Here is an 11,546-nt window from a genome sequence, read left to right as displayed (position 1 = left end):
TTCCTTCGGAATTCGCGATCGAAACCAACGCCGGACGAGGGTGTCCGTCGCTGTTCTGTCCTACGTAGTATGGTTCAAAAGGTTCCAGTGCCGCCAGTCTTTTGGGCGCCCGACGAATCCAGACTACCGGGAAAATGACAGGCCGCCGCGTGACCCGCCGGAGTCCGCGCAAGCAGGGGCACCTCGCTGCGGCAGCGCGACTCCGCGATCGGGCAGCGAGTGTTAAAGGGACAGCCGGGCGGGGGGTCGGTCGGGCTGGGCGGCTCTCCGGGGAGAATGATTCGCCGGCGGTCGGTGCCGGGCTCCGGAACCGGCACCGCCGACAGCAGGCTGACGGTATACGGGTGTTGCGGATTGCCGAAGACGCTTGCCGTGGGGCCCTCTTCGACCAGGCGCCCCAGATACATCACGCCGACCCGATCCGAAGTTTCCGAGACCACCGCGAGATCGTGGGCGACGAAGAGCATCGCGAGGCTCAACCGCTCCTGAATCTCCTTCAGCAGGTTGACGATCTGTGCCTGAACCGAGACATCGAGCGCGGACACCGGCTCGTCGGCGACGATGAACTCCGGGCGCGGGGCGAGTGCCCTCGCGATGCCTACACGCTGGCGCTGCCCGCCCGAGAACTCGTGCGGAAAGCGCCTCTTCGCCGAAGCCGGCAATCCGACCATGTCGAGCAGACGCTCGACTTCCCTCTCACGCCCCGGCTTTTCGACGATCTCGTGGATCGCCAGCGGCTCGGAGAGGATCTTGCCGATCCTCATCCTCGGGTTGAGCGAACCGTATGGATCCTGGAAGACCATCTGGAAATGGCGGCGCCGGCGCCTCAATTCGGCGGCCGGCATGCCGATCAGCGGCTCGCCCCGAAAGAAGACCTGGCCCGCATCCGGCTCGACCAGGCGGATGAGGCATCGCCCCAGGGTCGTTTTGCCACTGCCCGACTCCCCTACCAGCGCGTAGGTCTCATTGGGCACGATCTGCAGATCGACGGTCCGCACGGCTTGGACCTCGGCCACGGTGCGCTGCAAGACGCCCCGCTTCACCGGGAACGACTTGCTCAACTCTCGGGCCTCGACAAGCGGCGCGGTCTCTCGGGCGGGCGTGGGAGGCCCAGCGGAGGGCCCCGCGGTGGATTCAGGCAACAGGCTAGCTCCCATCAAAGAGAAAGCAGCGCACACGGCGCTGGTGCGCGATGCCGTATTCGGGCGGCACCTGCTCCCTACATCGCTCCATCACCTCGCTGCAGCGCGGGTGAAACGTGCAGCCCGGCGGCCGATTCGAAGCCTCCGGGACCTGTCCGGGGATCGTGATCAGACGGCCGCTACCGGCTTCGCCGCCGAGCTCGTCGAGGCGCGGCAAGGCCGCGAGCAGGCCGCGGGTGTAGGGATGTGCGGGGTCGGCGAAGAGGGCCCGGACCGTGGCCTCCTCGACCACGTCGCCGGCGTACATCACCACGACCCGATCACAGGTCTCGGCAATCACCGCGAGGTCGTGGGTGATCAGGAGGACGGCCAGCCCGAGCTCTTGCCGCAGCCGTTCGAGAAGCTCGAGAATCTGCGCCTGCACGGTGACATCGAGAGCCGTCGTCGGCTCGTCGGCCAGTAGGAGATCGGGCTGCGAAGCCAGGGCGATCGCGATCATCACCCGCTGGCGTTGGCCGCCGGAGAGCTGGTGCGGATAGTCCTTGAGCCGCCGGCGGGGCTCCGGCATGGCGACCAGCTCCAGCAACCTCTCGGCCTCGTCACGGGCCTGCCTGCGCGAGAGATCGCCGTGCGCCCTGATCGCCTCGCAGATCTGGAATCCGACCGTAAAGACGGGATTGAGCGCGGTCATCGGCTCTTGAAAGACCATCCCGATCCGGGCACCGCGCACAGAGCACATCTCCTTTTCGGAGAGCGCCATCAAGTCGTGCCCCGAGAGTCGGATTCGACCTCCTTGGATCTTGCCGGGTGCAGGAACCAGCCGCAGAAGAGCCAGCGCGGTCATCGTCTTGCCCGAGCCGGATTCCCCCACCAGACCCACGAACTCGCCGGCCGCTACGTCAAAGGACACTCCCCTGACCACGGCCGCCTGGCCGCCCCGATCTGGGAACGAAATGGTCAGGTTCTCGACCGCGAGTAGCGGCTCGCCGGGCCTCGCCTCCGCCGGTGCCGAGGGCGCCGAGCCGGCCGAGGGGTCAGCCGGCACGGCGATGGAGCCAGCCTATCGTCAGAGCAACTCCGTAGCCGGTCGCGCCAAAGGTGCCCTTTTGACCGCGCCCAACGTAGGCCGGGCCCGCTATATCGAGATGAGCCCACCGCGACGTGCTCGCGAAACACGAGAGAAAGGCGGCCGCGGTGGAGGCGCCTCCCCAGCGTCCACCGACGTTGCAGAGATCGCCGTGGGAGCCCTTGATTTGGTCGACGAACTCGGGCCACAGTGGCAGACGCCAGAGCCTCTCGCCGGCTCCGCCCGCCGCCTCGAGAAGCTCCTCGGCAAGCTCGTCGTTCGGGCTGAAGAGACCCGCTCCCGAGTGCCCGAGCGCGACCACACAGGCTCCGGTCAGGGTCGCGTAGTCCAGAAGAGTGTCCGCGCCCTCTTCACTCGCCAGCGCGAGCGCGTCGGCGAGTAGCATGCGACCCTCGGCGTCGGTGTTGAGAATCTCGACGGTCTTGCCGCCGTAGCAGCGAACGATGTCGCCCGGACGATAGGCGTCGCCATCGGGCATGTTCTCGGCGAGGGCCACGTACACCCGGAACCTGTACGGAAGGTCGAGGGCCGCCGCGGCATCGGCGATGCCGAGCACCGTGCAGGCGCCGGACTTGTCGAACTTCATCTCGTCCATGCCGGCCGAGGGCTTGATCGAGATGCCGCCGGTGTCGAAGGTCACGCCCTTGCCGACGAGCGAGATCCGTTCCTCGCCATCGCCCCATTCGAGAATCACCAGGCGGGGAGGCTTTCGCGAGCCCCGGCCGACCGCCAGAATACCCCGCATTCCCCTTTTCTCCAGCTCCTTCGGACCCAGCACCTCTACCTTGATGCCGCGCCGGGTAGCGATCTCCCGCGCCCGCCCGGCCATCGACTCCGGGTAGGCATCATTCGGCGGCGTGTTGGCGAGATCCCGAGTCGTCACCACCCCTTCGGCGGTCGCGACGGCTCTCTTGACCAGCGACCGATACCCTTGCTCTTGGCCGGCCGCCACCGCAACCCGCACCATCCGCGCCGGTGCCGGCCCTGGCTTCGACCGGTAGTCCGCGAAGCGATAACCGGTGAGCGCGACCGCACGGAGCAGCGCCTCGGACTCGTCGTCGCCATTTGCCGCGGCGTGCTCCGGCACTCGAACCACCGGCATCTTGAACCCGTTGCGAGCCGCTTCGGCGATCGCGCGGTGCGCGTATTTCTCGAGCTCCTTGCGTCCGACCGACTTGGGTTTCCCCAAACCGTAGACGACAACCGCGGGAGCGCTGTCGGCTCCGCCTCTGGCCTGAGAAGTCTGACCGGCCCTCGCCGAAAAGCCCCGGCGACCGGCTGCGATCCTGGCGGCGCGGGCGATCCGAGCCGGCAGATTGCCGGTCTCGGGCTCATCGCGCTCGAAACAGGGCACCGCGTAGAAATCCGCCCGGCTCTCTTCGCGGCCCACAATGCGGACTTTGCTGATTCTGCTCATCGGTCGCCTGATCTCCTCACCGGTTTCGGGTAAGTCTAGCAGCCACGGTGGAGCTCCAGACGGCCATGCCGCGGGCGTTATAGAGTTCGTCCCACAGGACTCATGAGCACCACCGACCTCGAGCGTCTGTTCCTCGCCAGCCGTACGTTTCTCCTGCCCGGCCCTGACGATTTCCGCTTGCTGCTGGGAGAGGAGGGCGGCGACCTCCCGTTTCCCCAGAGGATCTTCCTGGAGGACGAGGAGGCGACGCCGGTCATGGGCTTCCCCGTGCTGCAGACTCGCAGGGGCAAGGAGCTGCGATCTGAGCTCGAGCGAGCGGTTCGAGCCGAGATCGAGGTCGAGGCGGCGATGGCGAGGGGCGCGGAGCTCGGCCTGCGCAAGCGCGAGGCGGCCTGGAAGGGCTACCGCGGCCTCCTCCGGTCGGCGCTTTTCAACTCCATCCGTTCGAGCTTCGGTCGCAACTACCAGAGCGTCTTTTGGCTCTATCACTCGATCGCGATCTCGCGCGTGCTCAAGGAGGCCCCTCGGCGCCTGCTGGAGATGGACTCCAAGATCGGCAAGAAATACGGCTCGAAGATCAAATACCACATCTTCAATCGGTTTTTGGATCGAATTCTCGAAGAGACCTATGACATCGCGCAGCAGGTTGCCGAAGAGCTCGACCAAGCGGAAGAGAACCTATTCCCCAAGGTCCTCGAGCGCATGCGCGACAACGTCCTGATATTCACCGAGGATCACATCAGCCCGGATCTAAGGGAGCTGGCCGACTACCTGCAGGGTTATGTGGGTGTCGATGCCGGCGATTTTCGAACCCGGTTCGAGGCCATGTCGAACTGGCATGTCGAGCAGCTCGAAACGGATGCGGACCTGCGCAATCTGGTGCGGAGCTTTCTCGGTCTCGGAGAGATCGCCAATCCCTGGAACCTCCTGATACGACCGGGGTACGTCCGGTTTCTTTCGGAGCGGCCGCGCTACAGCCCCAAGAAGGGGCTCAGCCTCGAACAGGTCGAAGTCTGGGAGAGCCTTCTGCGGCGCCTGAAGGAGTTCGAGCTTCTGGCCGGCCTGCGGCGCTTCGTCGTCCCGGTCGTGGAGAGAGACGGGATCCTGCACTGTCCGGCTGCCACGCTCCGAGGCCGGCGCTCTCCGACGAAGGAAGTCATGCTGTCGTACTCCACTCGACCCATGGACTTTCTTTCCGCGTGGGTGGTCGATCCCTTGGTGAGACGCTTCGGCCTCATCTACGACATCACCGACTTCTCGGCGATCGTCTCCATGATTCGCCGCTCGGGAGGCGCCGAGCAGGACGCCTCGTTTCGCCAGATCTTCGGCTTCCAGAGTCGCGTCGACCGACTGGCCCGAGCTCACAAGCTGCAGCTCGAGAAGTACCTCGGCGATGGAGCCCTCTACTCCGGGCGCCACCCCACTCTTCTGCTCGCCGCCGCGATCAGGCTGCAGCGTTTCTACCGGCAAGTTCTGGAAGACGACTTCCCGTTCGACCGGGGCCTCCGGATCGCGTTGAACTACGGTCCGTACCGGCTGCTGCCGATTCAAGGCACCGGCACCAGCCACCACTACGAGTTCTTCGGTCACGGAATCGTGGAGCTCACCAGGCTGGTGAGCGGTAAGTCGACCCACGATCTCGACGACACCAAGGCCCTTCTGCTCAGCTCCGGCTACTCGGCGGTCGAAGTCGACAGGTTTTTCGCGCCGGTGACCACCAGGCGCTCCTATCGCGCTGACAGCCCCCTTCAGCAAGGCCAGTTCCACGCCTCGATCAACGCTTCCGGAGTACTGATCAACGAGGGGATCGCCGCCACCAGTCCATTCATCACCGAAGTGTCGAACAACGAAGACCTGATTCGCATGACCGGTACCCACCAGGAGAAGCTCATCAGCTATGTAGTCTGTGAGGTCGACGACGGCGTCGGGCCGGTTGGAATGGGGATCCGCCAACTCGGTGCCGCTCGGCTCAAGGGCCTCGGCGACGTCGTCGTTTTCGAGATCGTCGACGCCGAACACTGGTCCACAAAGGATCTCAAACCGCCCCTGGCGTCCAACCTGCTCGATGCGCTTTCGGCTCAGTACAAGACGGTACCGCAGCCACCGCAGGCGGAGCTTCAACCCTTCGAGGTCTTCTGACTTGACCCAAGTACCGGCGGCCGTTCGCGAAACCAGGCTCGAGGGCCTGGCTGCACCCCAGCGCGGAAAGGTGCGCGATATCTACGACCTGGGTGACACTCTGCTCCTGGTCGCGTGCGACCGGATCTCGGCCTACGATCACGTTCTGCGCCCGGCGATCCCGGGCAAGGGCAAGATCCTCAATCAGCTGGCCAACTTCTGGTTCGACACCTTCCGCGCGCGGGTGCCAAACCACGTTCTGGCGAGCGAAGCTTCCGACTTCCCCGCGCAGTTTGCCGCTCACCGCGGGCTCCTGCAGGGACGTTCGGTGCTGGTTCGTAAGGCCGAGGTCGTCCCCTTCGAGTGCGTCGCCCGCGGCTATCTAGCTGGCAGCGGCTACCGTGAATACACCGAGGACGGATCGGTCTGCGGGGTCGAGCTACCGAAGGGACTGAAGAGAGCCGGGCGGTTGCCCGAGCCGATCTTCACTCCCGCGACCAAGGCCGAGACCGGCCACGACGTGAACGTCTCGTTCGAAATCATGGCGGACGCGGTCGGGGCGGATCTCGCCGCGACGCTCCAAGATCGCACGCTCGAGATCTTCTCGGCCGGCACCGCGGTCCTCGAGCGAGCCGGCCTATTGCTCGCCGATACGAAGTTCGAATTCGGCATGATCGACGGCGAGCTTCTTCTCATCGACGAGGTCCTGACCCCGGATTCCTCACGTTTCTGGGAGGCGAGCGCCTGGACGCCGGGCGAAGAGCCGGTCTCCTTCGACAAGCAGTACGTGCGCAACTGGCTCGACGATAGCGGCTGGGATCATGAGTCCGAGCCGCCGGAGCTGCCCGAGAGCGTCGTGCAGGGCACGCTCGAACGCTATATCGAAGCCTTTCGGCGAATCACCGGCCGCGACCCCGAGTTGTAGTGGTCGCCCCTCCGTCTCGACCGTCGACGGCGCTCGGCCCAACGGAGGGAACCCCGATCTTCCTGGCGCTTCGGCAGCCGATCGGCAGCGCACCCGTCCAGGGGACGCCTCGGGCATCTCGGCCTGCCGGTGCCAGGCCCTCGGCTGCGCGCCGCGGCGCGCAAACCGCTGGTGGTAGTCGTAGCGGATTGCCGAGCGCTTGCGGCGAGCCCCCGACGAGCCCGCCGGATCGCATAGGCCGAGAGGTCTCCCGACCGGTAGGGCAGCGACCGGCACCCCTTGAAGCCTCTCCTAGTTCCGCGGCAGCGAGCCCAGCAGGTACTTCAAGTCGTCGTCCGTCCAGCGAATGCCGGCGCCGAGGAACACAGAATCCCGGTCGCTCTCCAGGAAATCGTCGAGACCTCCGACGATGTAGGCCTTGCGATGGAGCCGCCAGCGCCCGGTCAGACGCATCCGCGGATTGAGATCATCTTCCCTGCTGAAATCGAACGTATCGAGGGAAAGTAGCAGCCGATCACCGAAGAGATCGAAATCGAGACCCGCTCCCGCGGTGGATTCGATCAGGCCGGCCCGGAACCGAGCCTGCCCCAAGCCGAAGCCGACCTGTGCCGAAAGTGACGTGTCGTCCTCGGTCTTGACGGTTCGCACTGTCGAGGTCTCCACCTCCCCGCCCGGGCCGGTCGCCGTCGTTTCCAGAGTCTCGGTTCTCACCCGGCCCCGGGGATCGTCGACGATCGAAACCTGGTAGAAGCGGTTGCTCTCGCTCTGGGGGTCGAGCTTGAGGCCGAATTCCGAGCGGGAATCCTCAAACTCGTCCAGGTAGTAGCCCTCGAACCCGAGATCGAGCCTCAGCCTCTTCACGCGGCCGAGCGACTCGGTGAGTTGGCCGACGCCGGATTCGACGCTCGCCAGCGTATCGACCAGCTGATCGTGGGCCGTCTCGTCGTTGAGGAGTTTCCCCACCGTGCCCTCGCCGCTCGCGATCTGGCTCGAGATCGTCTCGAAGTGCTCGAGTGACTTTCTGAGCGTTTCGGTTGCCGAGGCCAGCTGCTCGATCGAAAGCCGGGCGTCGCCACGATTCTCCTCGAGAATCTGCTCGAACTTCGCGATCACTTGAGAGGTTTGCTCGGAGATCCTGGGCAGCTCCTCGGCAAGCACCGCGCTGAAGCGCTCGAAGTTCTGCATCGTGCCCGCAACCTGGTTCTGGTTGGACTCGACCACCGATCGGATGGTCTCGGCAGTGACTTCGAGCGACGCCAGCAGATTGCGCACGGTCTCGCCCGACTCCGCCGGATCCATCGCCGTCAAGGCTTCGTCGAGTGAGATGCCGATGCTGTTGAAGCGCGCCATGGCCTCGTCGATACCGATCGGAGTGGAGCCCACCAGAATCGCGCCTTCCGGCAACGGCGACGCCGACACCGGCCCCGGATCGAGCTCGACGTACTTGTCGCCGAGGAGCCCCATGTTCGAGATCGCCGCGGTAGCTCCCTGGCGCAGCTCCACCGGGCGCTCCAGCAAGAGCGCCACGTAGGCGCGGTCGTCGGCCAGCCGGATCCCGTCGACCCGACCAACCCGGACCCCCGCCACCCGCACCGCCGCCTTGTCGTCCAGGCCCGCGACCGTACCGAACGAAGCCTCGACAACCCGCGACTCACCCGTGAACAGGCGGAGGTCCTCGATCTTGAGAATGAAGTAGCCCAGCAGCACGAGGGCGGCGGCCAGGAAGATACCGATCTTGACTGTGTTCGACATTGCTTTCTCCTAGCCTCCGCCGGTCCTGCCGAGGAAGGCCCTTACCCTAGGATCCGGGAGAGCTTTGAACTCGGCCGGCGTGCCCCACGCGATGATCTCGCCTTCGTCGAGCATTCCGATCCAGTCCCCGATCCGAAAGACGCTCTCCATGTCGTGCGTGATCGTCACCACGGTCGCTCCGAGGTTCTCTCTGAGCTCGACGATCAACTCGTCGATGACGTCCTTGGTCACCGGATCGAGGCCGGTAGTCGGCTCATCAAACAGCAGGACGTCGGGCCGGTGAGCGATCGCCCTTGCGAAGCCGACCCTGCGGCGCATGCCGCCCGAGAGCTGCGAGGGCATCTTGGCCTCCGTTCCCGCGAGCTGCACCAGCTCCAGGCATTCTCGAACCCGCTCGCGGCGCTCGGACTCGCTGCCGATGCCCAGCCGCACCAGCGGGAACTCGACGTTCCGACGCACGCTCATGGAATCGAAGAGGGCGCCCTCTTGAAAAGCCATTCCGAAACGGGCCCGGAATCGCGTCAGTTCGCGATTGCCCATCGAAGCCAGCTCGACGCCGTCCACTTCGACGGTCCCCGAATCTGGCTCGAGCAGGCCGATCATGTGCTTGAGGAGGACGCTCTTGCCCGTTCCGGAGCCACCGATGATGACGGTGGACTGTCCGCGCGGGACGTCCAGGTCTACGCCGTTCAGCACCGTCTTGGCTCCGAAGGACTTGCTCACGGCCCGCATGCGGACGATGTTCGCTTTCTCCGTCATGGCTTCAGAAGAGCATCTTGGTGAGAAAGAAGTCCGAGATCAGGATCGCGACACTGGCGATGACGACCGATCGGGTCGTCGAGCGCCCAACCCCTTCCGCTCCGCCCCGGGTGTGCAAACCCTGCTGGCAGCCGATGACGGCGATCAGCATTCCGAAGACCGCGGCCTTGATCAAACCGGAGGTCAGATCGGAGATCTCCATGAAGCGGAAGGTGTTGTCCATGTGGGCGACCGGGTTCGCGTCCATCAGCACGACCGCCACCAGGTAGCCGCCGTAGATCCCCAGGCCGTCGGCCAGCAGCACGAGCAGTGGCAGCATGATGGTGCTGGCCCAGACTCGCGGCACGACCAGGTAATGCACCGGATTGGTCGCCATCACCTCGAGGGCGTCGATCTGCTCGGTGACCCGCATAGTGCCCAGCTCGGCGCCCATCGCCGAGCCCGCCCGGCCGGCGATCACCAGGCCGCTCAAGACCGCGGCGAGCTCTCGAACCATGGACAGCGAGACCAGTGAGCCCACGTAGCGCTCGGCTCCGAAACGCGCCAGCACGCTGAACGTCTGAAGCGCCATCACCATGCCGGTGAACATGGCCGTCAGGACGACCACGGGCAAGGAGTCGACGCCCACCCGAACCATCTGTCGAAAAAGCTCTCGAACGTCGTAGGGCCGACGCGGCGTCCAGGCGAGAACCCTCCAGAAGACCTGGCCAAAGCGGCCGACTTCGCGAAAGAAGCCCTCGAGTGGAGCCCAGCTCATCGATGAGAAACCGCCGGCCTGTCGACTAGAACGGCGGCGGGGCCTGCGCGTCGGCGTGACGAGCGAGGTTGCGGAAGCGGGTGTTCTCACCGAAGAAGACCAGCCGAATGGTGCCGGTCTCGCCGTTACGGTGCTTGGAGACGATGAGCTCGGCGATGCCCGGGTCCTCGGTGTCGGGGTTGTAGACCTCGTCGCGGTAGATGAAAGTCACCAGGTCGGCGTCTTGCTCGATCGATCCGGACTCGCGCAGGTCCGAAAGCTGCGGCCGTCGGTCGCTCCCCCGCCGCTCCGGATTTCTGGAAAGCTGGGACAGCGCCATCACCGGCACGTTGATCTCTTTGGCGAGCTGCTTGAGGCCGCGGGTGATGGCCGAGATCTCGAGGTTGCGGTTCTCGTAGCGACCCCCGGCCTGCATGAGCTGAAGGTAGTCGACCACGATCATTCCCAGGTCCTGCTCCGCCTTCAGCCTCCTGGCTTTGGAGGCGATCTCGAGCAGGGTCGGGTTGGCCGAGTCGTCGATGAACAGTGGGGCCGCCGAAACGGTGCGCACGGTCTCGACCACCTTGTTCCACTGCCTTTGCGAGAGATGGCCCGAGCGCAGGGGCCCGAACGGAACATCCGACTCCGCCGAGATCACCCTGAGCGCCAGCTCGTGCTGGCTCATCTCGAGCGAGAACACGCCGACCGCCTTGTTCTCACGGATGGCGACGTGCTCGGCGATGTTCAGAGCCAGGCTGGTCTTTCCCATGCCCGGCCGGCCGGCGACGATGATCAGGTTGGCGGCCACCAGGCCCTTGGTCATGTCGTCCAAGTCCGTGAAGCCGGTGGAGAGCCCCACCAGGCCCGAAGTCGGACGCTCTTCGAGGTCGGCCAGGGTTTCTTTGAAGATCCGCGACAGGGGCACGAAGCCCTTCTGAATGGCGTCCTCCCCCAGTCCCAGAATCGCCTGCTCGGCCTTGCCGAGCGCCTCCTGAGCCACTAATCCGCCGTCGAGACAGTTGCGGGTGATGTCACCACAGGCCGCGATCAGGCGCCGCCGCACCGAGCGCTCCTTGACGATCTCGATATAGGCGTCGAGCCGGCCCAGGTCAGGCAGCTCGAGATCGAGACTCGCCAGATAGGCGACCCCGCCGACCTTGTCGAGCTGTTTGCGCTGCTCGAGCTGCGCCTGGAGGGTGCGCATGTCGATCGCGGACTCGTTGTCCTGGACATCGAGCATGGCCTCGAAGATGAGCCGGTTGCGCTCGGCGAAGAAGTCTTCAGCGACCAAGCGGCCCGAGAGCGACGGAAAAACGCCGGGGTCCAGGAGCACTCCGCCGAGAACCGCCCGCTCCGACTCTTCACTGTGCGGCAAAGAGGCGGTTTTTTCGAGCGGCTCGATCATCGGCGAAAGCCAGAACCAACGTTCTGCGGGGCGTTGATTCTATGCCAAAACGCCTCCGGTGGCAGCAGCTTCGGAGACCCTATTTGCGCTCTTTCAGCTTGATGCTGACGCTGCCGTTACCGTCGGTGGCGTTGTTGAAGTACTTGACCCACTCGTTGGCGAAGGTCTTGAGCTTGGCGATGGACTCGGGCCTGGCGGGCTGGCC

General features: G+C 65.2%; 9 protein-coding genes. 2 read left to right on the top strand and 7 right to left on the bottom strand.

Features of this window, described 5'->3' with window-relative positions; all coding sequences use genetic code 11:
- Positions 1-74: 74 nt before the first annotated feature.
- The 3 genes from GY769_19345 to GY769_19335 are packed head-to-tail and all read right to left on the bottom strand — an operon-like array spanning position 75 to position 3,646.
- On the bottom strand, positions 75-1,157 hold the full coding sequence (locus GY769_19345; protein MCP4204075.1) for an ABC transporter ATP-binding protein: 1,083 nt from the start codon (positions 1,155-1,157) through the stop codon (positions 75-77).
- Positions 1,147-2,187, bottom strand: coding sequence for an ABC transporter ATP-binding protein (locus GY769_19340; GenBank protein ID MCP4204074.1), 1,041 nt, complete (start codon positions 2,185-2,187; stop codon positions 1,147-1,149). Before GY769_19340 ends, GY769_19345 begins: the two co-directional genes overlap by 11 nt.
- Complete coding sequence (locus GY769_19335) at positions 2,177-3,646, bottom strand: leucyl aminopeptidase (protein ID MCP4204073.1); 1,470 nt, start codon at positions 3,644-3,646, stop codon at positions 2,177-2,179. The genes GY769_19340 and GY769_19335 overlap by 11 nt, the downstream gene beginning before the upstream one ends.
- A 102-nt stretch (positions 3,647-3,748) precedes the next feature.
- Here GY769_19335 and GY769_19330 point away from each other — a divergent pair, with 102 nt between their 5' ends.
- Positions 3,749-5,785, top strand: a complete 2,037-nt coding sequence (locus tag GY769_19330) for a hypothetical protein (GenBank protein MCP4204072.1) — start codon at positions 3,749-3,751, stop codon at positions 5,783-5,785.
- A complete protein-coding gene (locus GY769_19325; GenBank protein MCP4204071.1) occupies positions 5,712-6,689 on the top strand; it encodes a phosphoribosylaminoimidazolesuccinocarboxamide synthase in 978 nt (325 codons plus the stop codon). Before GY769_19330 ends, GY769_19325 begins: the two co-directional genes overlap by 74 nt.
- 291 nt (positions 6,690-6,980) lie before the next feature.
- On the opposite strand, the gene GY769_19320 is transcribed toward GY769_19325, so the two are convergent.
- Genes GY769_19320 through dnaB form a run of 4 tightly spaced genes read right to left on the bottom strand, consistent with a single transcriptional unit; the run spans position 6,981 to position 11,341 of the window.
- Positions 6,981-8,441, bottom strand: coding sequence for an MCE family protein (locus GY769_19320; protein ID MCP4204070.1), 1,461 nt, complete (start codon positions 8,439-8,441; stop codon positions 6,981-6,983).
- 9 nt (positions 8,442-8,450) lie between these two features.
- Positions 8,451-9,200, bottom strand: coding sequence for an ATP-binding cassette domain-containing protein (locus GY769_19315; GenBank protein MCP4204069.1), 750 nt, complete (start codon positions 9,198-9,200; stop codon positions 8,451-8,453).
- Positions 9,201-9,204: 4 nt separating this feature from the next.
- A complete protein-coding gene (locus GY769_19310) occupies positions 9,205-9,957 on the bottom strand; it encodes an ABC transporter permease (protein MCP4204068.1) in 753 nt (250 codons plus the stop codon).
- A 25-nt stretch (positions 9,958-9,982) separates the two neighbouring features.
- The gene (gene dnaB, locus GY769_19305; protein MCP4204067.1) at positions 9,983-11,341 is read right to left on the bottom strand and encodes a replicative DNA helicase; all 1,359 of its coding nucleotides are present in this window, start codon (positions 11,339-11,341) and stop codon (positions 9,983-9,985) included.
- Between the last annotated feature and the right edge of the window lie 205 nt (positions 11,342-11,546).

This window comes from bacterium (assembly GCA_024224155.1).
Classification (GTDB): Bacteria; Acidobacteriota; Thermoanaerobaculia; order Multivoradales; family JAHEKO01; genus CALZIK01.
The sequence above is the reverse complement of the archived record's forward strand: the minus strand, read 5'-3'. Positions and strand labels throughout refer to the sequence as shown.

Bases quoted from the DNA above. Each gene is read 5' to 3' on its own strand.
- GY769_19345 (MCP4204075.1), bottom strand. From the start codon at position 1,157: ATGGGAGCTAGCCTGTTGCCTGAATCCACCGCGGGGCCCTCCGCTGGG.
- GY769_19335 (MCP4204073.1), bottom strand. From the start codon at position 3,646: ATGAGCAGAATCAGCAAAGTCCGCATTGTGGGCCGCGAAGAGAGCCGG.
- GY769_19330 (MCP4204072.1), top strand. From the start codon at position 3,749: ATGAGCACCACCGACCTCGAGCGTCTGTTCCTCGCCAGCCGTACGTTT.
- GY769_19325 (MCP4204071.1), top strand. From the start codon at position 5,712: ATGCGCTTTCGGCTCAGTACAAGACGGTACCGCAGCCACCGCAGGCGG.
- GY769_19320 (MCP4204070.1), bottom strand. From the start codon at position 8,441: ATGTCGAACACAGTCAAGATCGGTATCTTCCTGGCCGCCGCCCTCGTG.
- GY769_19315 (MCP4204069.1), bottom strand. From the start codon at position 9,200: ATGACGGAGAAAGCGAACATCGTCCGCATGCGGGCCGTGAGCAAGTCC.
- GY769_19310 (MCP4204068.1), bottom strand. From the start codon at position 9,957: ATGAGCTGGGCTCCACTCGAGGGCTTCTTTCGCGAAGTCGGCCGCTTT.
- dnaB (MCP4204067.1), bottom strand. From the start codon at position 11,341: ATGATCGAGCCGCTCGAAAAAACCGCCTCTTTGCCGCACAGTGAAGAG.